The organism is Chryseobacterium culicis (genome assembly GCF_900108365.1).
In the GTDB taxonomy this organism is placed as follows: domain Bacteria; phylum Bacteroidota; class Bacteroidia; order Flavobacteriales; family Weeksellaceae; genus Chryseobacterium; species Chryseobacterium culicis.
This window is the reverse complement of record NZ_FNWQ01000006.1, coordinates 151,130-176,076: the sequence shown is the minus strand read 5'-3', so window position 1 is coordinate 176,076 and position 24,947 is coordinate 151,130. Positions and strand designations below refer to the sequence as shown.

Annotated in this window: 21 protein-coding genes and 2 riboswitches; of the genes, 5 read left to right on the top strand and 16 right to left on the bottom strand. The window is 38.8% G+C overall.

Going from position 1 to position 24,947, the window contains the following annotated elements:
* Positions 1–86: 86 nt before the first annotated feature.
* Positions 87–857, bottom strand: a complete 771-nt coding sequence (locus tag BLW74_RS18980) for a WG repeat-containing protein (protein WP_228424967.1) — start codon at positions 855–857, stop codon at positions 87–89.
* A gap of 287 nt (positions 858–1,144) precedes the next feature.
* Here BLW74_RS18980 and BLW74_RS18975 point away from each other — a divergent pair, with 287 nt between their 5' ends.
* Positions 1,145–3,928: a bifunctional aconitate hydratase 2/2-methylisocitrate dehydratase gene (locus BLW74_RS18975; RefSeq protein WP_089695030.1), complete on the top strand. Its 2,784-nt coding sequence runs from the start codon at positions 1,145–1,147 to the stop codon at positions 3,926–3,928.
* 317 nt (positions 3,929–4,245) lie between these two features.
* Entirely contained in the window at positions 4,246–6,513 is a 2,268-nt protein-coding gene (locus tag BLW74_RS18970) for an aconitate hydratase (RefSeq protein WP_089695028.1), read from the top strand.
* Positions 6,514–6,662: 149 nt separating this feature from the next.
* Here the strand turns inward: BLW74_RS18970 and BLW74_RS18965 are convergent, their stop codons facing one another.
* Together BLW74_RS18965 and BLW74_RS18960 are read right to left on the bottom strand one after the other, a co-directional pair.
* Positions 6,663–7,340, bottom strand: a complete 678-nt coding sequence (locus tag BLW74_RS18965; RefSeq protein WP_089695026.1) for a LytR/AlgR family response regulator transcription factor — start codon at positions 7,338–7,340, stop codon at positions 6,663–6,665.
* Positions 7,333–8,352 (bottom strand): sensor histidine kinase, encoded by a 1,020-nt coding sequence (locus tag BLW74_RS18960; protein WP_089695024.1) that lies wholly within the window; start codon positions 8,350–8,352, stop codon positions 7,333–7,335. The genes BLW74_RS18965 and BLW74_RS18960 overlap by 8 nt, the downstream gene beginning before the upstream one ends.
* A gap of 188 nt (positions 8,353–8,540) precedes the next feature.
* Between BLW74_RS18960 and BLW74_RS18955 the strand changes: the two genes are divergently transcribed.
* Both BLW74_RS18955 and BLW74_RS18950 read left to right on the top strand, forming a co-directional pair.
* A complete protein-coding gene (locus tag BLW74_RS18955; protein ID WP_227413333.1) occupies positions 8,541–8,756 on the top strand; it encodes an outer membrane beta-barrel family protein in 216 nt (71 codons plus the stop codon).
* 23 nt (positions 8,757–8,779) lie between these two features.
* A complete protein-coding gene (locus tag BLW74_RS18950) occupies positions 8,780–9,619 on the top strand; it encodes a DUF5694 domain-containing protein (RefSeq protein WP_089695022.1) in 840 nt (279 codons plus the stop codon).
* A gap of 94 nt (positions 9,620–9,713) precedes the next feature.
* Here the strand turns inward: BLW74_RS18950 and BLW74_RS18945 are convergent, their stop codons facing one another.
* Entirely contained in the window at positions 9,714–12,452 is a 2,739-nt protein-coding gene (locus BLW74_RS18945) for a TonB-dependent receptor plug domain-containing protein (protein WP_089695020.1), read from the bottom strand.
* Between the two features lie 290 nt (positions 12,453–12,742).
* A riboswitch (SAM-I-IV-variant riboswitch) is annotated at positions 12,743–12,840 on the bottom strand.
* Between the two features lie 120 nt (positions 12,841–12,960).
* Between BLW74_RS18945 and BLW74_RS18940 the strand changes: the two genes are divergently transcribed.
* Complete coding sequence (locus tag BLW74_RS18940; protein WP_089695018.1) at positions 12,961–15,186, top strand: outer membrane beta-barrel protein; 2,226 nt, start codon at positions 12,961–12,963, stop codon at positions 15,184–15,186.
* Positions 15,187–15,369: 183 nt separating this feature from the next.
* On the opposite strand, the gene BLW74_RS18935 is transcribed toward BLW74_RS18940, so the two are convergent.
* The 12 genes from BLW74_RS18935 to BLW74_RS18880 all read right to left on the bottom strand — a co-directional run bounded on the left by BLW74_RS18935 (position 15,370) and on the right by BLW74_RS18880 (position 24,872).
* Positions 15,370–16,092 (bottom strand): HesA/MoeB/ThiF family protein, encoded by a 723-nt coding sequence (locus BLW74_RS18935; RefSeq protein WP_167358474.1) that lies wholly within the window; start codon positions 16,090–16,092, stop codon positions 15,370–15,372.
* 42 nt (positions 16,093–16,134) lie between these two features.
* The gene (thiH, locus tag BLW74_RS18930; protein ID WP_089695016.1) at positions 16,135–17,253 is read right to left on the bottom strand and encodes a 2-iminoacetate synthase ThiH; all 1,119 of its coding nucleotides are present in this window, start codon (positions 17,251–17,253) and stop codon (positions 16,135–16,137) included.
* Positions 17,254–17,262: 9 nt separating this feature from the next.
* Complete coding sequence (locus BLW74_RS18925) at positions 17,263–18,039, bottom strand: thiazole synthase (RefSeq protein WP_089695014.1); 777 nt, start codon at positions 18,037–18,039, stop codon at positions 17,263–17,265.
* Complete coding sequence (locus BLW74_RS18920) at positions 18,036–18,650, bottom strand: thiamine phosphate synthase (RefSeq protein WP_089695012.1); 615 nt, start codon at positions 18,648–18,650, stop codon at positions 18,036–18,038. The genes BLW74_RS18925 and BLW74_RS18920 overlap by 4 nt, the downstream gene beginning before the upstream one ends.
* A gap of 5 nt (positions 18,651–18,655) precedes the next feature.
* On the bottom strand, positions 18,656–19,393 hold the full coding sequence (locus BLW74_RS18915; protein ID WP_089695010.1) for a hydroxymethylpyrimidine/phosphomethylpyrimidine kinase: 738 nt from the start codon (positions 19,391–19,393) through the stop codon (positions 18,656–18,658).
* Entirely contained in the window at positions 19,369–19,956 is a 588-nt protein-coding gene (locus BLW74_RS18910) for a thiamine phosphate synthase (protein ID WP_089695008.1), read from the bottom strand. Before BLW74_RS18910 ends, BLW74_RS18915 begins: the two co-directional genes overlap by 25 nt.
* Positions 19,953–21,764 carry a phosphomethylpyrimidine synthase ThiC gene (gene thiC / locus BLW74_RS18905; protein ID WP_089695006.1) on the bottom strand — a complete coding sequence of 604 codons (1,812 nt, stop codon included), beginning with the start codon at positions 21,762–21,764 and terminating at the stop codon, positions 19,953–19,955. Before thiC ends, BLW74_RS18910 begins: the two co-directional genes overlap by 4 nt.
* A 25-nt stretch (positions 21,765–21,789) precedes the next feature.
* Positions 21,790–21,996, bottom strand: coding sequence for a sulfur carrier protein ThiS (gene thiS / locus BLW74_RS18900; protein ID WP_089695002.1), 207 nt, complete (start codon positions 21,994–21,996; stop codon positions 21,790–21,792).
* Positions 21,997–22,053: 57 nt separating this feature from the next.
* Positions 22,054–22,150, bottom strand: a riboswitch (TPP riboswitch).
* 123 nt (positions 22,151–22,273) lie between these two features.
* Positions 22,274–22,951 (bottom strand): RluA family pseudouridine synthase, encoded by a 678-nt coding sequence (locus tag BLW74_RS18895; RefSeq protein ID WP_034692590.1) that lies wholly within the window; start codon positions 22,949–22,951, stop codon positions 22,274–22,276.
* An 11-nt stretch (positions 22,952–22,962) separates the two neighbouring features.
* Positions 22,963–23,277, bottom strand: a complete 315-nt coding sequence (locus BLW74_RS18890; protein WP_089695000.1) for a hypothetical protein — start codon at positions 23,275–23,277, stop codon at positions 22,963–22,965.
* A 3-nt stretch (positions 23,278–23,280) separates the two neighbouring features.
* The gene (gene panB, locus BLW74_RS18885; protein ID WP_034692593.1) at positions 23,281–24,096 is read right to left on the bottom strand and encodes a 3-methyl-2-oxobutanoate hydroxymethyltransferase; all 816 of its coding nucleotides are present in this window, start codon (positions 24,094–24,096) and stop codon (positions 23,281–23,283) included.
* A 62-nt stretch (positions 24,097–24,158) separates the two neighbouring features.
* Positions 24,159–24,872 (bottom strand): Crp/Fnr family transcriptional regulator, encoded by a 714-nt coding sequence (locus BLW74_RS18880; RefSeq protein WP_089694998.1) that lies wholly within the window; start codon positions 24,870–24,872, stop codon positions 24,159–24,161.
* Positions 24,873–24,947: the final 75 nt, after the last annotated feature.

Here is a 24,947-nt window from a genome sequence, read left to right as displayed (position 1 = left end):
CTATGAGATTGGGATATTTGGCATGCGAAACCCGAAAACTCAGACAAAAAAAGAAATTACCAGCGTAAGTTCATTACTTATAATTTCTAGTAGGTTTTGTTGTTCGCATCAATGTAGTAGTAATTCGAGCCGTCTTTTGTCACTTCAAACATTTTGCCCAGCTTCCAGCTGAAATTTCTTTTAATATTGGCATATTCGAACGGCACAATGATTTTATTGTTAACATCAATGATACCGAATTTATCATTATTGGAAGCAACAATCATGGGATTGGCCACATCATCTCCTTCCAGAATAAAAAGATACTGATATTGGGGATAGATCTGAAACTGTCTGTAATCTGCAGCGTTTACAAATTTTGACTTTTCTATGATGCCATAAAAACCATTCAGGATATACGCCTGAAATAACTGCTGTTTGTATTCTTCAAATTTACATTTTCCAACATCTGATTCTTTGAACTGATACACTCTCTTCCCGGTACGGTCTATACGGTAAGAAATCATATTCTTTTCTACCGTAGCATAGTCTTTTGTACCGAATTTTCGGATTTTTTCATTGGGAGAATTCAAAAGGTTGCAGTCTTCATAAAAAAATACCGCAATATGGTATTCCGGCTGAATAATAAATTTCCCGTTCTGGTTCACATAGCCGAACTCATCTCCTTTCTTTTTGGGAATCAAAACCGGAATATCCTTATTGATTACCACCAGGTCAGGATTAGATGTATTAGCCGAAATTCCTTTTTTAGTAGGGCTTTTCACAACTTTCTTCACCGTCACTTTCTTCACAGATTTTGTCTGCGAAAAAGCGAAAAGCGAAGTAAAAATGCATAAAACAGTCAGTATATTTTTCATATTCACCATATGCCTGCAAAAGTACGACCAAAAATAGATATTATAAAATACATATTTATAAAGAATCTAAATAAATTAATTCTTACAAAATAGTAAAATTTCGTAATTTTGGGAACATTTTGAATGATTAGATAATTTTAAAAAAACTTTTAAAAAAGTGTAGATTATGCTGACTTTATTCGGTTAATGTTGCGTCAAAATGCGAAAACTCAAAATGTCATTAACTGTTTTATACAGACCGCTAAAGCCGAAGCAGACCTGCCCTTATTGTTGAAAGACCTTCTATTATGAATATTTATAAGGATTACATCAAAGAGATTGAAGAAAGAAAAACCCAGGGGCTTCATCCAAAGCCTATTGACGGGGCTGAATTACTAAGTGAGATTATTGCTCAGATTAAAGATTCAGATAATGCTGACCGACAAGACTCTCTTAAGTTTTTCATTTACAACACACTACCCGGAACAACAAGTGCGGCGGGAGTAAAAGCAAAATTTTTAAAAGAAATTATTCTAGGTGAATCCGTAGTAGAAGAAATTTCCCCGGCATTTGCCTTCGAATTGTTATCTCATATGAAAGGAGGCCCTTCAATTGAAGTACTGCTTGATCTTGCTTTAGGTAGTGATCCTGCTATTGCTCATGAAGCGGCAAATGTTCTTAAAACACAGGTATTCCTTTACGAAGCTGACACGAACCGTCTTAAAGAAGCTTTCGAAAGCGGAAATGCAATCGCAAAAGAAATTCTGGAAAGCTATGCAAAAGCTGAATTTTTCACAAAACTTCCGGAAGTAGCTGAAGAAATAAAAGTGGTTACCTATATTGCTGGTGAAGGAGATATCTCTACAGATTTACTTTCTCCAGGTAACCAGGCCCACTCAAGATCAGACCGTGAGCTTCACGGTAAATGCATGATCACTCCTGAAGCTCAGGAAGAGATCAAAGCGTTACAGGCCAAGCATCCGGATGCCAGCGTAATGCTTATTGCTGAAAAAGGAACCATGGGGGTAGGTTCATCAAGAATGTCCGGAGTAAACAATGTTGCCCTTTGGACGGGAAAACAAGCCAGCCCATATGTACCATTCGTAAATATTGCTCCGATTGTGGGAGGTACCAACGGTATTTCTCCTATTTTCCTTACCACAGTAGATGTAACCGGAGGTATCGGTATCGATCTTAAAAACTGGGTGAAGAAAGTAGACGAAAACGGAAACCCCGTTCGTAACGAAAATGGAGACATCGTTCTTGAAGAAGCGTATTCAGTGGCTACAGGAACTGTTTTAACGATCAATACAAAAGAAAAGAAATTATATAACGGAGATCAAGAACTGATCGACCTTACCAAGTCTTTCACTCCACAAAATATGGAATTCATCAAAGCGGGCGGATCTTATGCTATCGTATTTGGTAAAAAACTACAGACATTTGCAGCTCAGCTTTTAGGGGTTGAAGCTCCTGTTGTTTTTGCTCCATCGAAAGAAATTTCTCACGAAGGACAGGGCCTTACCGCTGTAGAAAAAATATTCAACAGAAATGCTGTTGGAACTACTCCGGGAAAAATTTTACACGCGGGATCTGACGTTCGTGTAAAAGTGAACATTGTAGGTTCACAGGATACCACAGGACTTATGACTGCCCAGGAGCTTGAATCTATGGCAGCAACTGTAATCTCCCCTACTGTAGACGGTGCTTACCAGTCAGGATGTCATACCGCTTCAGTTTGGGATAAAAAAGCTCAGGCAAATATTCCGAAACTGATGAAGTTCATGAACGAGTTCGGTCTGATTACAGCCCGTGACCCGAAAGGTGAATACCACGCGATGACTGACGTTATCCACAAAGTTCTTAACGATATTACTGTAGACGAGTGGGCGATCATCATTGGAGGTGACTCTCACACGAGAATGTCTAAAGGAGTAGCTTTCGGAGCTGACTCAGGAACTGTTGCTCTTGCATTAGCTACTGGTGAAGCGTCTATGCCAATTCCTGAATCTGTGAAAGTAACTTTCAAAGGAAACATGAAAGAACACATGGATTTCCGTGATGTGGTTCATGCTACGCAGGCTCAGATGCTGAAGCAGTTCGGAGGAGAAAACGTATTCCAGGGTAGAATCATTGAGGTTCACATCGGAACACTTCCTGCTGACCAGGCATTCACATTTACAGACTGGACTGCTGAGATGAAGGCAAAAGCTTCTATCAACATTTCTGAAGATAATACTTTGATCGAATCACTGGAAATTGCAAAAGGCAGAATCCAGATCATGATCGATAAAGGTATGGATAATCACAATAAAGTTCTTCAGGGATTGATTGACAAGGCAAACAAGAGAATTGAAGAAATAAGATCGGGAGAAAAACCTGCACTGACTCCGGATGCCAATGCTAAATATTATGCTGAAGTAGTTGTAGATCTTGATGTGATTGTAGAACCTATGATTGCTGACCCGGATGTAAACAATGACGATGTCTCTAAGAGATATACCCACGATACCATCAGAGATCTTTCTTATTATGGAGGTGAGAAAAAAGTAGACCTTGGGTTTGTAGGATCTTGTATGGTACACAAAGGAGACCTTAAGATTGTATCTCAAATGCTTAGAAATATTGAAAAGCAGCAAGGTAAAGTGGAATTTAGTGCTCCGCTTGTGGTAGCAGCTCCTACTTATAACATTATTGATGAGCTAAAGGCTGAGGGTGACTGGGAATTGCTGGAAAAATATTCAGCTTTTGAATTTGATGACAATGCTCCAAAAGGAGAAGCACGTGTTGAATACAAAAACGTAATGTACCTTGAGCGTCCAGGATGTAACCTTTGTATGGGTAACCAAGAAAAAGCAGCTAAAGGAGATACTGTTTTAGCCACTTCTACCCGTCTTTTCCAGGGAAGAGTCGTTGAAGATTCTGAGCGTAAGAAAGGAGAATCTCTTCTTGCTTCTACTCCGGTTGTTGTTCTTTCTGCAATTATCGGAAGAATTCCTAGCATTGATGAGTACAAAGCAGCTGTTGAAGGTATTGATCTTACCACTTTTGTTCCTTCTATTAAAGAATTAACAAGTACAAGCGCTCACTAAGAGATTGATAAATACGTCGTAAGACTATTAAATACTATATCATTGGAAGATTTTGATCCTTACCGATTTAAAATCTTCCAATTTTTTGTTTAGAACGTTTCTATTTTAAGATAGTTACGTTTTTTTTTCGATAAAATCCGGAAAATAAATTCTAATTTTTCTTAAATTGAAAGTTATAAAATCAATTGATTTTGAAATCAAAAATATGCCTTTTTATAGATGATAGGAACGTTTTTTGATATAGACAAGTGTGATTTTTCTTTGCCGGTATCGGGAAAGGAAGCATTATAGGAAAAAGAACAAAATTAAAATACGATATGACTTTTGATATTGATATGATCAAAAAAGTGTACGAGCGTTACCCTGAAAGAATTGCTGCGGCAAGACAAATCGTGGGAAAACCTCTTACCCTTTCAGAAAAAATTCTTTACACCCACCTTTGGGAAGGAAACGCTACACAAGCTTATGAGAGAGGAAACTCTTATGTAGATTTCGCACCGGACAGAGTAGCGATGCAGGATGCCACTGCACAAATGGCCCTTTTACAGTTTATGCAGGCAGGAAAAGCTAAAGTAGCTGTTCCATCAACCGCTCACGCGGATCACCTGATCCAGGCGAAAGTAGGTGCTGACAAAGACTTACAGGAAGGGATCAACAAAAACTCTGAAGTATTCAATTTCCTTAGTTCGGTATGTGATAAATACGGAATTGGATTCTGGAAACCGGGAGCAGGTATCATCCACCAGGTTGTACTGGAAAATTATGCTTTCCCTGGAGGAATGATGATCGGTACCGACTCTCACACGGTAAATGCAGGAGGCTTAGGGATGGTAGCGATTGGTGTAGGTGGAGCAGATGCAGTAGATGTAATGGCAGGAATGGCATGGGAGCTTAAAATGCCTAAACTTATCGGGGTTAAATTAACCGGTAAAATGAGCGGATGGACCTCTGCAAAAGATGTTATCTTAAAGGTAGCAGGAATTCTTACCGTAAAAGGCGGTACAGGATGTATCGTAGAATATTTCGGTGAAGGTGCTGAATCTCTATCTGCAACGGGTAAGGGTACCATCTGTAACATGGGTGCTGAAATTGGTGCTACCACTTCTACTTTCGGATATGATGATTCAATGAGAAGATATCTTTCCGCTACGGGAAGACAGGATGTTGTAGATGCTGCTGATCAAATTGCTGAACATTTAACAGGTGATGCTGAAGTATATGCTAACCCTGAACAATATTTTGACCAATTGATAGAAATTAACCTTTCTGAGCTGGCACCGCACTTAAACGGACCTTTTACTCCGGACCTGGCGACTCCTGTTTCAGAATTCAGAGCTAAAGCTGAAGCTAACGGGTGGCCGCTGGAAGTGGAATGGGCTCTTATCGGTTCCTGTACCAACTCATCTTATGAAGATTTATCAAGAGCTGCATCTATTGTTGAGGATGCTGTATCAAAAGGAGTAAAACCTAAGGCTATCTTAGGAATTAACCCTGGTTCTGAGCAGGTAAAATTCACAGCAGAAAGAGATGGTTTCTTGAATTCTTTCAGAAAATTTGAAAATGCAAGAATCTTCACGAATGCTTGTGGGCCGTGTATCGGACAATGGGATAGAGAAGGTGCTGAAAAAGGAGAGAAAAACTCTATTATTCACTCATTCAACAGAAACTTTGCAAAAAGAGCTGACGGTAACCCAAATACCCACGCATTTGTAGCTTCTCCTGAAATGGTAGCTGCTGTAGCAATCTCAGGCAGACTTGATTTTAACCCGATTACAGATACTTTAACCAACGAAGCAGGTGAACAGGTAAAACTTGATGAGCCTAAAGGTTATGAACTTCCTTCGAAAGGATTTGCAGTAGATGATAATGGATATCAGGCTCCATCTGAAGACGGTTCAGGCGTTGTTGTTAACGTAAGTCCTACTTCAGACAGACTTCAGTTACTGGAAGAATTCCCGGCTTGGGACGGTAAAAATATTACCGGAGCAAGAGTATTGATTAAAGCTTTCGGAAAGTGTACAACTGACCACATTTCTATGGCAGGACCATGGTTGAAATACAGAGGCCACCTAGATAATATTTCAAACAACATGTTGATTGGAGCTGTGAATGCCTACAACATGGAAACCAATAAAGTTAAAAACGAATTAACCGGTGAATACGGGGAAGTTCCGGCTGTACAAAGAGCGTACAAAGCAGCAGGTATTCCTACTATTGTGGTAGGAGACCAGAACTATGGTGAAGGTTCATCAAGAGAGCATGCTGCCATGGAGCCAAGACACCTTGGCGTAAAAGCTGTACTGGTAAAATCATTCGCAAGAATCCATGAAACTAACCTTAAAAAACAGGGGATGCTTGGAATCACTTTTGCCAATGAGGCAGATTACGACAAGATCCTCGAGGACGATGTTGTTAATTTCTTAGACCTTGACCAGTTTGCGCCAGGAAAACAGCTGACTTTAGAGTTCATTCATACTGATGGAACTAAAGACATCATCATGGCCAACCATACTTACAACGAACAGCAAATTGACTGGTTTAAGGCTGGATCTGCATTGAATCTGATCAAACAACAGGAAAAATAAGATTAATTGTTAGATTAATTAATATAAAGGCGGCTTCACCTGAAGCCGTCTTTTTTTATGCCATGCTTAAATACTCAATTCAATAGGAACGGTCTTTAGTCCGCTTTTAAAATATAAAATGCATGTGGCATCGGCCCGAACTTACCATCTTACTTTAATCTATCCAGAAGCCCAGCCCTGTAACTTTCCCCGATAGGAATTTCATATTCAGGAAGAATAACTTTTTTAACTCCGATACTTTTCACTTTATCCAGATTGACAATGAAAGATTTATGAATCCGTACAAATCTTTCAGGAAGTTGGTTTTCCATTGATTTAAGAGTATCCAGAACGATAAACTCATCATTTTCCGTCCGGATATTAACATAGTCTTTGATACTTTCAATATAAAGAATGTCATCAAAGCTTATACGGTATCTTTGACCCGAAGACTTTACAAAGAAGTGAGTATCTTCCTCCCGTAGGAAAGAAAACCGCTCCTGAACCTTTACTACACTCTTTTGAAATCTGTCAAATGAAATAGGTTTTAGAAGATAATCAACAATATTGTGTTCATAACCTTCTAATGCATATTCGGAATAAGCAGTTGTTAAAATATATTTCTGATTGGCACCTACAATCTTCATAAAATTAATTCCCGTAAGCTCCGGCATCTGAATATCCAGAAAGATGAGGTCTGAGTCATTTTTCTGAAGATACTCTAAAGCAAGGATGGGATTTTCTGTAGAAAAAACCAGTTCGAGAAAAGGAATTCTCTCAACATAATGTTCAAGGAGAGATATGGCAAGCGGCTCATCATCAACGATGATACATTTTATCTTATTCATCTCTTAAATCTATCTTTAAATTTACCCTAAATTCTGTTTCTGAATCTTTGATTTCCAGCTGATGTTTAGGATACAGAATTTCCAATCTTTTCTTCACATTCTGAATTCCTATTCCTGATACGGTATCTTTCATTTTATGTGCTTTATAATTTAAAAGATAAAAATGCAGCATCTTACCATGATCCGAGATTTTCATGTCAAAACCTTTATCACGAAAATCGCCGTGTTTGAAAGCATTTTCAACGAAAGGGACTAACAGCATCGGTGAAATTTTAAGCTGCGGATGCTGAATATCTTTTTCGATACTGAACAGTTCAGGATTTCGGATTCTAAGCTTTTCCAATGCAATTAAACTGTCAATATATCCAATTTCCTTATCCAGAGAGATGGTATCTTTTTCAAGATCTTTTGTGCTGTATCTCAATAATTGACCCAATTCTTCAATGGCAGGAAGTGCTTTATCTGACTTTTGATAAACAAGGGAATAAATATTATTCAGGGAATTAAAAATAAAATGAGGATTGATCTGAGTTTTTAATGCCTGAAGTTCGGCCTGTTTCTTTTCAATTAACAGTTGTTTTTTATCATGTTCAGCAACACCATATTTCTCGAGAACCCAAAGGATGCCAGCGATGAAAACCGTCAGTGAAGCATTGTAAATATTGTCTGTCAGATAATACAGAAGTCCGGTGTCTTTATTATAATTCCTGAAACCGAGAGTGAGAGGGAGCATTACCTCTTCTATTCCATATCGGATGACACCGAAGCTTAAAATAGCGATCAAAAAAACCAAAACGGCAGAATACAATTTCTGCAGATTTAATACTTTCGGAATAATAACCAGATATAAAAGATAAAAAGTAGAGATTTCCGTAATAAAGTAAGTGAAGTTCAGCACATAGGTTACCAATCCTCTTTGCTCAGGAAAAAAGAAATAAGGCGTAATGTTGTTTCCTATAAAATTGAAACTCCAATAAAAAATCTGAAGCCAGACAATTTGCTTTTTATTCATATTCAAATATAAATCTATGCACACAATTCATCAATATTTTTCGATGAAAACCTGTTTTTTCCCGATGAAAATATTTTGACGCATCAAATCATCCACTTCATCTAAACACTATTTCCTTTCAGCGCATCTTCTTCTACTTTTGACAGAAAGAAATTCATATTAATGTCATTTAACCTGTTATTTATATTATGAAAACAGCTTTTCAGATCAATCTTTCTGTAAATGATATTTTCAGACAGTCCGGATATAATGCGGATATGTATTTTACAGATAATAGACAGTCATTTGACAATTACTGGGATGCCAGAAGGTTCACGTTCAGCATCACCTACAATTTGGGAAATCAGAAAGTAAAATCTAATAAAAGAGCAGTGGAATTTGAAGAGAAAAACCGTGCTCAATAGTTTAATAACAAAAAAATAAACCTATGAAAACCTTTATTTATATTCTTTTATTGTGTGTTTCCACCTCATTTTTTGCTCAAAAAAAAGCTTCAGACTATTTTAAAAACCCCAAAACCAAAGTTCTTGTTGTAGGGTCTTTCCACTTTGATTATCCTAATCTTGATGCCCATAAAACCAATAAGGACGATCAGATAGACGTTCTTTCACCCAAAACCGCAAAGGAGGTTACTGAGCTTGTAGAATATATCAAAAAATTTAAGCCCACCAAGATTGCTATTGAAGCCTGGCCCAGCTGGAACGCCAATCAGAAGCTGAAGGAATATAGCGAAGGTAAACACCGTGATAAAAGAGATGAACGGTATCAGCTTGCGATGCGGATTGCCCATGATCTTACAATCAGTGAATTGTTTAGTATAGATGCAGAGTCTGTTCTGGATGATCTTGAGAAACAGTTTGGAAAAACAGATTCTACATTTTTTAAAAACCTCAGTAGGGATTATGATTTTAGAAGTGACGATCCTATATCTCAGGAGTTTACCAATTTTTTCAGGAGTTCTGAACCCAAAAATTTCAAGTCTCTTCTGGACACATTTATCTATATGAATTCCAAAGAAAGCCATCAATATGGATACGGAGCTTACCTGAGCGGAGATTTCACATTAAGAGAACATGACGGAGCTGATATGCTTGCCCTGTACTGGTACAGCAGAAATCTTAGGATGTTCCGCAATATTCAAAAGATTCCTCACAACAGCGAAGACAGAATTCTCGTGATTGCGGGAAATGGTCACGCAGCAGTACTAAGACAGCTTTTTACCTGTTCGGCAGAATATGATTTTATTGAATTTTCTTCACTGAAATAAATACAATCAGTATAATCAATTCATTCTTTATTAGGATATAAAAAAACAGAGCCAAACGCTCTGTTTTTGTATTAAGTGATCTAAGATTTATTTATCAGAACCTGAATTCAATTCTTGCAAACAAAAACCTTCCACCAATACCGTATTGAGAAACCTGTCTTGAATATACAAACTGATTATCTGCCGTTAATGAGCTTATATTCGGACTTTTAGAAGGCAGAATATTCAGGATATTATTGCTTCCGACAGTTGCGGAAATATTTTTATTAAAATCATAACCTACGGATACATCTGTTATCAGACGATTATTAAGAATAAAATGCTCTGTACTTCCTGTCACACCATCAAAATTAGCATCTAAAACATCTGCATCTGTTACTTTTCCAAAGAAAGAATTACGCAGCAGGAAAGTAAATCCGGAAACTCTTAAAGTATTTGCCAAAGTGGCTTTTATGCGGGGTACAGCTTCTTCAAAATACACTCTGTTCGGCTCTGAGAAATAATTATCAATCTGGCTTACCAGTTTAGGGGATGCATGGATATCTCCGATTCTTTTCGTCTGATTAAAGTTAATTCCCAAATTATTTTCCAAAGAAACTCCTGACGAAATATTGGAATTCTGAGAGACTGTTATATCCAGACCTTTTGTCTGAGAATCCACCGCATTGGCAAAGAAATTGGCAGCACTTGCCCTCGCCAGGTCAAAGGCACTTTGTAATACCTGATCATCAGCATTGTTTATTTTATCTGGACGGAAAAACAGATCCGTAAGCACTACTCTATCCTTAATCTTTATTAAATAAGCATCTGCGGTGAAAGTCAGGCTTAGTGAAGGAATTTTCCATGTAATTCCTGTGCTGTAGGACTGTGAAGTTTCCTGCTTTAGTTTTGGAATACCCAATGCCTGCGCTGCTTCAGAATTGTTTCTGAAAGTCCCCACCTGTGTTGTTTTTCCCTGCTGAATCAGGGTAGAGGTAGAACTATAATAGATTTGGGCTAAAGAAGGCGCTCTGAATCCGGTAGAAACGGCTCCTCTCCAGTTTAAATTGGGAGCCAGCTTTACATTGGTTGCCACTTTATAATTGAATGTAGATCCGAAGTCTGAGTAATTCTCATACCGCAATGCTCCTTCCAGCAGCCATCCGTCAGTAACTTCCAGCTCTGCATCGGCATACGCCGCAATACTGTTTCTGTTTCCTGAAACAGCATTTTCCGGACTAAAGCCTGGAAAAACCTGTGCTCCTGCTGGCCTTACATTTCCAAAGAAATCGGTTACTTTTTCATTTTCAGGGGTTTTAGCCGTTACCACACGTCCGTAAATATCGTAAGAAGCATAAGAATTTTCTTTCCCGGCATTCACTTTATAATTTTCGTGTCGATATTCACCTCCGAATGCAATATTCAATCCTTTCAGAACGTCATATTTTTTGGAGAAATCCAGGTTCACCGTATTTTGTGAAAACTCAGATCCACCGGCATCAAAAGTTCTTGGAGAACTGTCGGTAAGCGAAGCATTAAAGGTATTTACAACCCCAAAACCGAAGGTATTTTTTCCAAATGTATTACTGAAGTCTACATTCCAGCCATTCCATTTTCCTTTGATTCCTGCTGCAAGAGAATAATCATTTACTGTGGCTTCAATCTGAGGAAGATACCCGTTAGGAGTAACTGCATTGATGTTTCTTTCTGTATTCGGGAGCCTGTAGAAACCTCCGGCGTTTCCAAGACGGTAGCTATAACCACCAAATGAATAAACCTTCCAATCATCATTTACAGGAATCTCAGAGTTGAAAAAAAGCTGTCCTGACTGTAACTTAGACTGCCCTGCTCTCAGACTGAAGTCTTTTCTTTCCAATCCCCTGTAATTAAGCTCTTGTGCTGTAAAGTCCTTACCTAATATTTTTTGAAGGTCGGAAATGCTGTTGGCGCCTGAAATCTGAGATTGAAAATCAGTTCCGAAATAACCAACTTTGGCCGCATACTGCTTAACCGTGTTGATGATCTGCTGGGTATTGGAAGTGTTGGTAATATTTTTATACAAACCATCAATATTAACTCCATCCTGCAATGCTCTGTAGTTAATGGCATTATAAGCATTGAAAATGTCTCCTTCCCTTACTCCCGCTCTGGAATACGGATCACGGTATTGCGCAGAACCTGTAATGTTAATAAATCCTGCTTTTCCGATTTTTGCTCCATAATTAAGGTCTACGGAAATAGTCTGTCCGTCTACTCCTCCGGAGAAATTATTGGCAACAGGCGACGCATATCCGCCCAGAAATACCTGACCTGAGAGTCCTAATCTTTTTTTCAATCCCAGGTTAACGACTCCTGCGATAGCATCAGAGCCATATTGGGCGGAAGCTCCGTCTCTTAAAACCTCTATTTTATCCAAAGCAAAGGCCGGAATAGCATTAAGATCGGTTCCCACAGAGCCCCTTCCGGGTGTAAGGGTAACATTAATAAGCGAGGATTGGTATCTTCTTTTCCCATTGAGCAAAACCAGAACCTGATCCGGTCCCAAACCTCTCAGAAGAGCAGGGTCTACAAAATCAGTTCCATCATTCACCGTGTGTGAAGTGGATGAAAATGAAGGCACAATATAATTTAAGGCCTGACCGATATTATTAGTCGGGCTCTGTTTTAAGATTTTTGATATGTTAATGATATCTACCGGAACAGGCGTATCTGTAAGTGATCTTCCGGAACCTCTTGATCCCAGAATAACCACATCTTCTATTTTTTTAGATTGTAAAGTGTCCGTCTGGGCGTAATAAAATGTAGAAATAAGCGCGATAGAGGGAACAAAGATTCTTTTTTTGAAATTATGCATTTTGTTTGTGGATTACTTTTGTTGTTAAAAAATTGTTTTTCAGCAATACAGATCCTGTAACCTTGTAAATAAGGTTACCATCAATATCGAAATGTTTGTATTATTTAGAATAGAAAAGACTAGAAACAACAACACATGCGCATGTAGAAATGGCATGAGAACATATCAGAATAATGAAGACCCGCTTCATGATCCGAGGCATAAAAAATAATGGATGTAAGGTGATTTCCCTTGTCTTTAAACATTTGATTTTAACTTTAAAACAAAAATTCAAGATGGGTAATGATAGAATGATAAACATTTTTTCCGGAAGATCCGGCTTATCGATTGCAGCACCTTGCTTGTTTTTGCAGGTTGCTATCCCATCTAGAGATTCTTGATAATTACCTGGCAAAGATATAATTATTTCGGAAATAAAAAAATATTTAGCTTAATTTTTCAATTTTCAACATTCTAGCGTAACAATTTCTCTTTTTCAGCGTCTAACCGGATATCAGTAAAAAACATTATGAAAAAAACGATTTTCACGTTATCCTTATTAAGCTCTGTATTTGTTTTCTCGCAGGAAAAAAATAATAAACCTCAGGAAAAACAAATTGAAGGAGTAGTCATTACCAAAACTAAAAAAGCCGTTGAACAAAAAGCAGACCGCACCATTTTTGATTTTTCTGAGCAGCCTCAGCTGAATAACGGAAACGTTCTGGAAGGAATAAAAAAACTTCCCGGGCTTGTTTCTACGGATATTGCAGGAATGATGTATCAGGGAAAAATGCTGGAAGTATATCTTAACGGAAGACCTCTGAACATTACATCTAATGAATTGAACTCTTTCCTTGAAGGAATGCCTGCCAATTCTGTAGAAAGAATTGAAGTGATCACGCAGCCTGGTGCCGAATTTCCGGCTACTTCAGGAGGAGCGATCATGAATATTATCACCAACAAAAACGCCAATAAATACCTCACCGCTACTTATTCCGGAAATTATTCTTTCACAAACTATGATAAATACAGAAACAGAACGACCAATTCTGTTAATTTAAATGCCAGAAATAAATATTTCGGATGGCAGCTGAATGTAGGGCAAAATTACCGTGAAAGTATGCTGAACGGACAGCAGGATGAGCTTCTAACGAGCCACACGGACAGATACGGACGGGGATATTTTGCAAAATCCGGGTTAACTTTTGATTTAGGGCAGGACAGATTATTGTTAAACTACGATATTTATCACAATAATAATGACAATTACACTTTAAGTAACGGTCATGGAGATTTGCCTTTCCAGAATGATCCAAAGGACCTTAGAGAGGCTTTTTATACATCTTCCGATGTTGCCCACACCAACAGTTTAAGACAGGAAGCTGTGGTAACCTATCAGAAACGTTTTGCGGACAAATCTCAAAAACTGGATTTCCAGTTGGGTTATACAAGATCAGACAGTAAATTTTCCCAGGACAACTTCTTTCAGGACGGTACTTTTGCAGCAGCTCCCAATCTGCCTATCAACAGCCCTACCAATGGTTTAAAAGATATTCTGAACAATAAATCTGTGATGAATATTGCTAACTTCAAAGTAGATTATTCTCAGCCTATCAAACTTCTTGATGGCGGAAAAGTAAGCTTTGGCGGATTATATGAAAAGCAGGATTATGATACGGAAAGTTTTGGACTGACGAACCTGGAATATCAGAGACAGACCGCTTCTACCTATCTTGAATTCCAGGCTAAACTGAAAAAATTCGATTTTACACTTGGTTCCCGTGCTGAAAACTATGATATTTCGGGGGTAACAAGGTATTTCGATAAGGATGCAAAGCTGGTGCAGGCTGATCTGATTCCATTCAATAAGTTTAAACTTTTCCCGAATGCGAGTGTACAGTATAATATGATGAACCAGGTTTATATTGCTGCGAATTACAACAGAAAAATCAGCTTACCAAGCATTTCTGCTCTGAACCCAAATAACGTAACCTTCTCCGGACCAAGTACAGAAGTGAATGGTAACCCGAACCTGCAGCCAACCATTTTCGATAATTATGAACTGAAAATTTCAGCTTTTGATTATGCATTTATCGGATACAGTGTAAGTTCGGCAAGCAATCAGGTGGCACAGATTATCCGAAAAGACGGAAGAAAGCTATATAACGAGCAGGTGAATATTTCGAACATGAAAATTCATAACTTCAATGTGGGCTTACCTGTTCCTTTTATGATTTTCAGCAAACCTTTAAGCAAAATTATGAAGTTTGATTTCAATCCTGATAAAATTAACTTCATGTATCTGTATGCGGGATATCAAAAACATGATATTGATAATCTGAATAACAAAGGGTTCTGGATTTTTAATATTATGACTCAGATTCTGCTGCCTAAAGATATTAAGATGACAGCCAATTACAGCTATCTGACTCCAAAGGCAGGCTACTTCTACTTCACAGCAGAGAAACCATTTAATAATTCTCTGGATATTACGTTGACAAAGAAATTTATGAACAACCGTCTTACACTTTCTGTTTTTGCAAATGATATTTTCAACGGACAGATGATGCAGGTTCGTTCCAACCCTCCTTCAGGAAGTCCTGTAATGATCAGCAGCAAGTATGATACAAGAAACTTCGGATTTTCCATCAACTACAAAATTCCGACAAGAAATAAGCTGGCTAAAGAGGATCCGAATATCCTGAACCAGACTAAGAAGGAGGATAATGGCGGTGTAATGCAGCAGGCACAATAATTCTTCTTTGTAATAAAATAAAAATAGGCGTAAAATGATTTGCGCCTATTTTTATTTAGATAAGTTTTGGCTAAAGCCGAAGGATGGTTTTATAAAAGTAAAACGGGCTAAAGCCCGTTCCTATTGATATTAAAAATGGTGTTATTTGTGAAAATATTTGTGATATTAGTGTTTATATTAACATTAGAAATCTATCGTCTGAAACCTCCAACTCATCGTATCCACCAATGTCAGCTGATTAACAGTCACTGGAAGAGCAGTAATAATTTTTAAAGCCTGAAGAGCCATCATACTGCCTATGATTCCGGGAAGAGCTCCCAATACGCCGAGGCTGTCACAATCCGGCATATCCTCATCAAAAGGAGGTTCCGGGAAAATAGCTCTCAGATCTTTACTTCCGTTGTGATTAAACACAGCAACCTGTCCCGAAAATCCTAAAATACTTCCATAAACCAAAGTTTTTTCCAGTTGTACGCAGGTATCATTCACCAGATATCTTGTGGAAAAATTGTCTGAACCATCAACAATAACATCATATTGAGAAATGATTTCTTCAGCATTATTTTCATTGATTTTCTCCGCAATTCCTATCAGTTTAACCTGATGATTAAGTTCTTTTACAAATGCTTCAGCGCTTTTTACTTTGGAAAACCCTACTCTATTTTCAGTATGAATGATCTGTCTGTTCAGATTATGGAGTTCCACCTCATCAAAATCGGCAACACCCAGCGTTCCTATTCCCGCGGCGGCCAGATATTGTATAACGGGGCTTCCCAAACCTCCCGCTCCAACGACAAGAACTTTGGAAGCCCTTATTTTCTTTTGTCCTTCCAATCCTATTTCTTCAATAAATATCTGCCGGCTGTACCGTGAAAAATGATCTTGTTTCATAAATAATTGAGCCATTAAGATTCTCTTAGCTTTTAAGAATTCTTACTTATTTAAAATTTAAAACCCACTGTAAACAGAATCCCAGTCTTTCATTACAGGATCATACCCTGCTTTTTGAATCATGCGCCTAATTTCATCCATACTTCGCTCGTCACTGGTTTCGAACTGTTCCAGAGATTCTTTATCTACCGCGTAACCTCCGGGGTTGGTTTTTGATCCTGCACTCATAGCCGTTGCTCCCAAAGAGACAATATTATTTCGAAACACCTCATTTTCTCTGGTAGAAATGGAGATTTCAAGGTCTTCATTCCAGATTCTGTAGGCACAGATCAGTTGAAGAAGGTCTTTATCTTCCATAATAAAATTAGGTTCAATGATTCCTTCAGCAGGTCTTAACCTTGGAAAGGAAACAGAGAATTTGCTTTTCCAGTACTGTTTCTGAAGGTAATCAATATGTAAGGCATTAAAAAAGCTATCCACTCTCCAGTCTTCAAGCCCCAGAAGAACGCCCAGTCCAATTTTATGAATCCCCGCTCTTCCTATTCTATCCGGAGTTTCCAGACGGAAATGGAAGTTTGATTTTTTACCTTTCGGGTGATATTCCCTGTAAACATCCTGATGATAGGTTTCCTGATATACCAAAACGGAATGTACTCCTTCTTCATGAAGCAGTTTGTATTCTTCTTCCAATAATGGCTGAACTTCAATGGAAATATTGGAAAAGTGAGGTTTTAGCTTACGCACCGCATTCTGAAAATAAGGAACGCCTACTATTTTATTGGCTTCCCCGCTTACCAGCAAAACATGATTTACTCCCATTGATTTCAGAACGGATGCTTCAATCATAAGTTCCGTATCGGAGAGGGTTTTTCTTTTCAGACTATTATCAAGACTAAACCCGCAATAGGTACAGATATTCTGACATTCATTACTGAGATACAGCGGTGCGTATAGCTGAATGGTTTTTCCAAATCTTTTCTGGGTAAGCATCCTTGTCATTACAGCCATCTGTTCCAGTTCTTCAGATGCTGCCGGTGATAGAAGATTCAGGAAATCATCAAGGGTTTTATTCTTTTTATGAAGGCTGTATCTTACCTCTTCCGGTTTTACTTTTTCAAACTTATTCTTTATCTCCTCCCACTGGTAGTTTTCAAAAACCTCTTTAAAGCTTTTCATAAGTATGATTTATTCAAATAAAAACGAAGTAAGCGGACTTGAAGCTTCAGCATGATTCGCAATAGCTCCCAACCCGGATTCAAAGGCTCTTCTTCCTGCAATCACACCTTCTTTAAAAGCTAAAGCCATATTCAGTGGATTTCCGGCAACGGCAATCGCAGTATTCACCAAAACGGCATCTGCTCCCATTTCCATTGCTTTTGCCGCATCTGATGGCGCCCCGATTCCCGCATCTACCACTACAGGAACATTGCTCTGGCTGATGATTATTTCCAGAAAATCCTGCGTTCTCAATCCTTTATTGGTTCCAATTGGTGCTCCCAAAGGCATAACCACAGCAGTACCGGCATCTTCAAGACGCTTGCACAGTACAGGATCTGCATGAATGTACGGCATCACAACAAATCCAAGTTTGGCCAATTCTTCAGTAGCATATAAGGTTTCGATGGGATCCGGCAGTAAATATTTGGGGTCCGGATGAATTTCCAGTTTTACCCAGTTGGTTTCCAGCGCTTCTCTGGCTAATTGTGCTGCCAATACAGCTTCTTTAGCTGTTCTTGCTCCGGAAGTGTTGGGAAGAAGATGAACGTGGGTTGCTTTTAATGAATCAAGCAGATCATCTTCGCTGGATTGGGCGTCAATTCTTTTGAGCGCCATGGTTACCATATTGGTCCCAGATGTGATGACAGACTGTACCATATCTCTCATGCTTCCGAACTTTCCTGTTCCTAAAAACAGTCTGGATTCAAAAGTTCTTCCTGCTATTTCTAATTTCTGATTGTTCATATCATTACTTTTTTTAGTTCATTAATGAGGGTAGGCTGTCTGGTAATGAGCCCGGATACGGCAACACCATAAATCCCGATTTCCTGTAACGGCAAAATATCTTCAAGGGTAACGCTTCCAATGGCAAATATTTTAGGGATATCTATTGATTTTTCTCTTAATCCATCAATGATCGCCTGATAGCCTTCAAATCCAAGAACAGGACTCAATTTTTCTTTGGTTGTGGTAAATCTCAGCGGTCCTAAACCGATATAATCACAAGATTCTTTGATTCTCCGGATGACATCGGCAAGGGTATTAGCCGTTCCGCCAATAATCTTATTTTCACCTAAGATCAGTCTTGCTTCTTCAATGGCACTGTCGTTCAATCCTAAATGCACTCCGTCAGCATCTATTTTTTTCGCTATTTGCACATGGTCATTGATGATACAAACCGCCTGATATTCTGAACAAAGTTGTTTTGAAACTTCACAAAGCCTGGATAATTCATTTTCAGGAGCATTTTTCCATCGGACCTGTACCCATTCGATCCCATTGTCTAAGGCTTTTCGGATACAAAGTTCCTGTTCCTGCAAAGTGTTGCCTTGTGATATGTATTGTAATTTTTCCATGTTTTTTATGAATGCGTTCCCAGCAAAGAGGGATTGCTTTTTAAAAATTTTTCGATGTATCGTTTTCCATTTTTACATGCTGTTCCCATGTTTTCACCTTTCGACAGTTCTGCTGTAATGGCTGATGATAAAACACAGCCGGAACCATGTTTAGGAAAATAGGCAGCACTACTTTCGGTTGGAACTAAAAGAGTTTCTTTTCCGTTTTCAACTAAAATATCTGTTCCCAAATGATCTTCCCGATGTCCTCCTTTGATCAGTAATGAACATTCGTGAGTATCCGGAAGAAGACTATTTTTCTTTAAAACACTGTATTCATTACAATTAGGTGTTATCAAACTGAGTTTACCAACAACCTTTTTTAATTGAGGAAGTGTTTCAGGATCAAAAAATGTGAATTCAGAAGTGCTTTTCAGGACGGGATCCCAGACGATTTTCGTTTCTGGGTTTCCTTTCTGAACGGTTTCTACAATTTTATCCAGAAAATTGGCATCCTTTACAATTCCTATTTTCACTGCCGAAACGGGATAATTTCCCATCAAAACCTGAATGGCTTCGGTTACTTCATCTATAGGACGCCATTGTAAACTCAGACATTTGGAAGCTGTTTGCAATGTTAATGCTGTACACACACCCAATCCCATGACCTTTGACTGTTCGAAGGTTTTACTGTCTGATAATAAGCCTGCTCCGGCACTGGGATCAAAGCCTGCAATACTTATGACATAAGGACGTTCCTGCATTTTTTGAATACTTTTAAGGGTTCTTCACTTTCCCAGATAGCACCCAATAGTGCTGCTCCATCTGCTTCTGATTTGAAAACTTCATGAATATTATCCTGATCAATTCCTCCGAGGGCAATCAGTTTTACATTGGGATTATTCCGATGTTGTATTTCTTGCTTAACGGTGGAATCCAATCCATATCCTTTTTTAGAAATACTCGGAAAGAACGGGCTTATGAAACTATATTCCCATTCTTTTTCCAAAGTATTGTAGGTTCCGATATTATGTACTGAAGTTGAAATTGTATTTTCTTTCATAAAAGATTTATACACTCTTTCCTTTCTATCAATCTCCCTGAAATGAAGTCTTGAAATAGTAAATTCCTTCCCAAGATCGTAATGCGTATGTAATACGAGCTGTGAATAGAAAGATTCATCAATCTGAGTGACAAATTCAATCATTTCATTCCGGCTGAGCCATGGTTTTCGGATGTGAAGCAAATCAAGTCCTTCCTGAAACATTTGATTAATAAGATTTGTTTCATTCGGAACAATCAATTCAGGAGTGATGACGAGGATCATATATAAATTTCTTTCCCTTTTTCAATAAACTCCTGCGACTTATCCAGCATTCCTTTTTCTGCAGACTCACGAATTTCCTGTGTAATTTTCATAGAACAGAATTTTGGTCCGCACATGGAACAGAAATGGGCAATTTTTGCACCTTCTGCCGGAAGTGTCTCATCGTGATAAGCTCTTGCAGTTTCCGGATCTAATGAAAGGTTGAACTGATCTTCCCATCTGAATTCAAACCTTGCTTTACTTAATGCATTGTCTCTGTACTGTGCACCCGGATGGCCTTTTGCTAAATCTGCCGCATGAGCTGCCAGTTTATAAGTAATTACCCCAACTTTTACATCTTCTTTATTCGGAAGACCTAAATGTTCCTTGGGTGTAACGTAACACAACATGGCACATCCAAACCATCCGATCATCGCAGCCCCGATTCCGGAAGTGATGTGATCATAACCCGGTGCGATATCCGTGGTTAACGGGCCTAAGGTGTAGAACGGAGCTTCATGGCATTCTTCCAATTGCTTTTCCATATTTTCTTTAATCATATGCATCGGTACGTGGCCGGGGCCTTCAATCATTACCTGCACATTGTGCTTCCATGCAATTTTGGTCAGTTCACCTAAAGTTTCCAGTTCTGCAAACTGCGCGGCATCATTGGCGTCTGCAATAGACCCCGGACGAAGACCGTCTCCCAGAGAAAAGGCTACGTCGTATTTCTTCATGATCTCACAGATCTCTTCAAAATGAGTATACAGAAAGCTTTCTTTGTGATGGAAGAGACACCATTTTGCCATAATTGATCCGCCTCTCGACACAATTCCTGTTACCCTGTTAGCTGTCAGATGAATATATCGTAATAAAACACCTGCATGAATCGTGAAATAAGAAACGCCCTGCTCTGCCTGTTCAATAAGGGTATCTCTGAAGATTTCCCATGTCAGGTCTTCCGGAACACCTTTTACTTTCTCCAATGCCTGATAGATGGGAACGGTTCCGATAGGTACGGGACTGTTTCTGATGATCCATTCTCTTGTTTCATGAATATTTTTACCGGTGGAAAGATCCATAATGGTATCAGCTCCCCACCGGCATGCCCACACCGCTTTTTCCACCTCTTCTTCAATGCTTGATGAAACGGCACTGTTTCCAATATTGGCATTGATTTTCACAAGGAAATTTCTTCCGATGATCATTGGTTCACTTTCAGGATGATTGATATTATTGGGAATGATCGCTCTTCCGGCAGCAATTTCGTCCCGTACAAACTCCGGTGTGATCTTACTTTTCGGAGTATTGGCTCCAAAACTGTGTCCCGGATGCTGAAAAGCCATTTCTTTGGATACCGAATCAAGCTGTTCTATTCTTTGGTTTTCCCTGATCGCCACATATTCCATTTCCGGAGTAATGATTCCCTGTTTGGCATAATAAAGCTGCGTAAGCTCTTTTCCTTCCTGTGCCACTTTAGGTTTATGATCATAGGAAAATCTTAATTCGTCAAGACGCGGATCTGCTAAACGGGCTTTTCCGTATTCGGAAGTAATTCCGTCCAGGATATTCACATCATTTCTGTCCAGAATCCACTGTTCTCTGATTCTTGGAAGTCCTTTCTGAATATCAATGACTGCATTTTCATCGGTATAAGGGCCTGAAGTATCATAAATGGTTACCGGAGCATTATCTTCAAAGCCGCCATTGCTAAGTTTGGTCGGGCTAAGCTGTATTTCACGCATTGCTACATTGATAGGATGTAATGTTCCTTCAACATAGATTTTCTTTGAGTTCGGAAATGGCGAACATGTAATGGAGTGAGCCATAAGTATTGGTATTAAAATATGAAGGTTAACCGCCCTGAGTGGCAGTGATGATTAAAATAGAATCGTTGTTATTGAGGATGGTTTCCGCCCAGACTGCAAGGGGAATAATGCGATTGTTAAGGGCTACAGCGATACCTTTCTTTTTTCCGGGTAACTCAATAGCCAGTAATGCTTCCAGATTTTCGGGAAGTATATCAAATGTTTTTCGGGTGTGGTTGATAATAAGTTCCATTCCTAATATTTTACATACACTTTAGGAATGGCCATTATTGTACAATAGAATGTACAGCAAAAGTCATCTACTTTTCCCTACGCTGGTATGATCCAGATCAGGTTCAAAGGGTAAAGTCTCAGTCTGTTGGTAACAGACACCCCTAAAGTCCGGACGAAGTTAGACATTTTTTTAGAATGGGCAAAATTTTTTGAAACTACCTTCGAAATCTTGTAACATAAAAAGTCCGCCTCCAATTGAGACGGACTTTATATTGATTGTTTTACATTTTTATTATCTATTCTTCGCAAGCTCTCCAGATTGCGTCATTCTGTGGAACCGGAGCAATAATTTCAATTTTTTCTTTGGTAACGGGATGGATAAACTCCAGTTTTCTTGCATGAAGATTAATTCCTCCGTCAGGATTGGAGCGTGGCGCTCCATATTTTAAGTCTCCTTTAATCGGAACTCCTGTTTTTGATAATTGTGCTCTGATCTGATGATGTCTTCCGGTTTCAAGGTCAATTTCAAGAAGGAGATAATTATCCAGCGTCTTGATTACGTGATAGGTAAGTATGGCCTCTTTTGCGCCTTCTGTAGCTTTTGGAAAGACAATGGCTTTATTGTTCTTTTCGTTTTTCTTCAGGTAATGCACCAGTCTTTGGCTTTGTGGAATCATTTCTTTGCCGACAACTGCCCAATAGGTTTTCTTCACTTCACGGTTTTTCACCATCTGTGTAAGACGGGAAAGCGCTTTGGAAGTCTTAGCATAGATTACAAGACCAGACGTAGGACGGTCTATACGATGAACCAGGCCGAGAAAAACATTTCCCGGCTTAGCGTCTCTTATTTTTATAAAATTCTTGATGGATTCTAATAGTGATTCATCTCCGGTTTTGTCACCCTGTACCAGCTGACCCACCTTTTTATTGATCACCAGAAGATGGTTGTCTTCATATATAATCTGCTCCTTCATATCTTGCCTGCCTATCTTCTTCTATTGGATAATGACAGGATAATTCCCGCCAAAAGACCTGCTGTTTTAATCCCAGATAGTTTCCAGCCTTCCGGAATGAATGCTCCAATTACGCAGACAGCTGCCGCAGCATACATAGCATACACAAAGTTCTTATTGGTAAGTAAAGGAGCCTGAATAAAGAAACTCACTCCTATCAGGATATAAAAAACTTTTCTTGAAAGTAAATGATTGATTTCCGGAGAGAATAAATTAAACCATCCTACAGCAAGACAGATCAACGCTGCGATAGATAATATTCCCTGGATAGATTGTTGATTCTGCATAGATTAATAGCTTTCATTTTCATTGGGAAACTCTACGCTCTTCACATCTTTTACATATTGAGCAACGGCTCCTGTGATCTCAGTGTAAAGATCAAGATATCTTCTTAAGAATTTCGGGCTGAAGCCTTTGTTCATACCCACCATATCATGATACACCAAAACCTGTCCGTCACAATCTGCTCCTGCACCGATTCCGATGGTAGGAATAGAAATGCTTTCTGTTACTTTTTTAGCTAATTCTGCCGGAATTTTTTCCAAAACGATTGAAAAACATCCTAATTCTTCTAAAAGCTGTGCATCAGCGATCAGTTTTTCGGCTTCTGCTTCTTCCTTCGCTCTCACTTTATAGGTTCCGAATTTATAGATAGACTGCGGTGTCAAGCCCAAGTGTCCCATTACCGGAATTCCCGCATTGATAATCTTTTTGATAGATTTGGAAATTTCTTTTCCCCCTTCAATTTTTACAGCGTGTGCGCCGCCTTCCTTCATCATTCTTACTGCAGACTCCAGTGCTTTTTCAGGATTACTCTGATAAGTTCCGAAAGGTAAATCTGCTACCACCAAGGCTCTGTCGGTTCCTCTTACCACACTTTGGGCATGATAGATCATTTGATCCAGCGTAATAGGCAATGTAGTTTCAAAACCCGCCATTACATTCGCTGCAGAGTCTCCAATCAAAATAGCATCTACTCCCCCTGCATCTACCATCTTGGCTGTGGTAAAATCATAGGCCGTCAGCATTGTTATTTTTTCCTTGTCGAATTTCATTTTGCGCAAGGTTTCAGTCGTAACTTTTTTAATTTCAGAGTGAACAGACATAATTTATCTATTTTTAAAAGTTAAAAAGTCGGCCTTGAGCCGACTTAAGTTTTTGTATGATTTTATAAAACTACGTGACCGAGTTTCATGAGTTTGTCGTGATTTAGGATCTTGATATTTCTTCCGTCTACCTCAATCAGGCTGTCCTGCTTGAATTCCGAAATGAGACGGATGGCACTCTCCGTAGCGGTACCGATAATATTGGCAATTTCTTCTCTCGTTAACGAAATTTTGATAAAGCCTTCAGGATCCACGCCCAGTTTCTGTTCCAGAAGCAGCAGAATTTCTGCCAGTCTTTCTCTTACTGTCTTCTGAGCAAGGAAAGTGATGGTATTGGAAGATTCTCCTAATTCGTATGAAATTTTCTGAAGCATTACGAAAGACAGCTGTGGATCTACCTCCAACAGATACATAAAGATATCTGCGGGTAAGAAAACACATTCAATATCTGTCATGGCTTCTGCTTTGGCCTGGAAGTTTTCCCCGCAAAGCAAAGAACGATAGCCGATGATATCCCCTTCTTTGATAAATCGTAAAATCTGATCTTTCCCGAATGCTCCTGATTTCGAAAGTTTGGCCGCACCTTTTTCAATAACAAATACTCCTTTTGGAGTTTCGCCATCTTCGAAAATGGTATCATGTTTCTGAAAACTCAGTTTCTTTTTGCCATTAATGTATTTTTCAAAATCTGCGCTAGAAAGTCTTTCTTTAAATGATTTATCATTAAAAACTCTGGCGAACCTCTCTTCAATTGCTATCTGTTGTTCCTGCGGCATTTTATATGATATTTATCACAAAAATAGAACTTTTTAACGCGATAAACAAAAAAATTTGTTATAATTTTGTAGTTC

What these genes read in the sequence shown, in the direction of transcription:
- BLW74_RS18920 (WP_089695012.1), bottom strand. Translation starts at nt 18,650, where the DNA reads ATGGAAAAATTACAATACATATCACAAGGCAACACTTTGCAGGAACAG.
- BLW74_RS18890 (WP_089695000.1), bottom strand. Translation starts at nt 23,277, where the DNA reads ATGCAGAATCAACAATCTATCCAGGGAATATTATCTATCGCAGCGTTG.
- BLW74_RS18970 (WP_089695028.1), top strand. Translation starts at nt 4,246, where the DNA reads ATGACTTTTGATATTGATATGATCAAAAAAGTGTACGAGCGTTACCCT.
- thiC (WP_089695006.1), bottom strand. Translation starts at nt 21,764, where the DNA reads ATGGCTCACTCCATTACATGTTCGCCATTTCCGAACTCAAAGAAAATC.
- BLW74_RS18965 (WP_089695026.1), bottom strand. Translation starts at nt 7,340, where the DNA reads ATGAATAAGATAAAATGTATCATCGTTGATGATGAGCCGCTTGCCATA.
- thiH (WP_089695016.1), bottom strand. Translation starts at nt 17,253, where the DNA reads ATGAAAAGCTTTAAAGAGGTTTTTGAAAACTACCAGTGGGAGGAGATA.
- BLW74_RS18925 (WP_089695014.1), bottom strand. Translation starts at nt 18,039, where the DNA reads ATGAACAATCAGAAATTAGAAATAGCAGGAAGAACTTTTGAATCCAGA.
- BLW74_RS18950 (WP_089695022.1), top strand. Translation starts at nt 8,780, where the DNA reads ATGAAAACCTTTATTTATATTCTTTTATTGTGTGTTTCCACCTCATTT.
- BLW74_RS18945 (WP_089695020.1), bottom strand. Translation starts at nt 12,452, where the DNA reads ATGCATAATTTCAAAAAAAGAATCTTTGTTCCCTCTATCGCGCTTATT.
- BLW74_RS18955 (WP_227413333.1), top strand. Translation starts at nt 8,541, where the DNA reads ATGAAAACAGCTTTTCAGATCAATCTTTCTGTAAATGATATTTTCAGA.
- BLW74_RS18935 (WP_167358474.1), bottom strand. Translation starts at nt 16,092, where the DNA reads ATGGCTCAATTATTTATGAAACAAGATCATTTTTCACGGTACAGCCGG.
- BLW74_RS18915 (WP_089695010.1), bottom strand. Translation starts at nt 19,393, where the DNA reads ATGCAGGAACGTCCTTATGTCATAAGTATTGCAGGCTTTGATCCCAGT.
- BLW74_RS18895 (WP_034692590.1), bottom strand. Translation starts at nt 22,951, where the DNA reads ATGAAGGAGCAGATTATATATGAAGACAACCATCTTCTGGTGATCAAT.
- panB (WP_034692593.1), bottom strand. Translation starts at nt 24,096, where the DNA reads ATGTCTGTTCACTCTGAAATTAAAAAAGTTACGACTGAAACCTTGCGC.
- BLW74_RS18975 (WP_089695030.1), top strand. Translation starts at nt 1,145, where the DNA reads ATGAATATTTATAAGGATTACATCAAAGAGATTGAAGAAAGAAAAACC.
- thiS (WP_089695002.1), bottom strand. Translation starts at nt 21,996, where the DNA reads ATGGAACTTATTATCAACCACACCCGAAAAACATTTGATATACTTCCC.
- BLW74_RS18940 (WP_089695018.1), top strand. Translation starts at nt 12,961, where the DNA reads ATGAAAAAAACGATTTTCACGTTATCCTTATTAAGCTCTGTATTTGTT.
- BLW74_RS18910 (WP_089695008.1), bottom strand. Translation starts at nt 19,956, where the DNA reads ATGATCCTCGTCATCACTCCTGAATTGATTGTTCCGAATGAAACAAAT.
- BLW74_RS18960 (WP_089695024.1), bottom strand. Translation starts at nt 8,352, where the DNA reads ATGAATAAAAAGCAAATTGTCTGGCTTCAGATTTTTTATTGGAGTTTC.
- BLW74_RS18980 (WP_228424967.1), bottom strand. Translation starts at nt 857, where the DNA reads ATGAAAAATATACTGACTGTTTTATGCATTTTTACTTCGCTTTTCGCT.
- BLW74_RS18880 (WP_089694998.1), bottom strand. Translation starts at nt 24,872, where the DNA reads ATGCCGCAGGAACAACAGATAGCAATTGAAGAGAGGTTCGCCAGAGTT.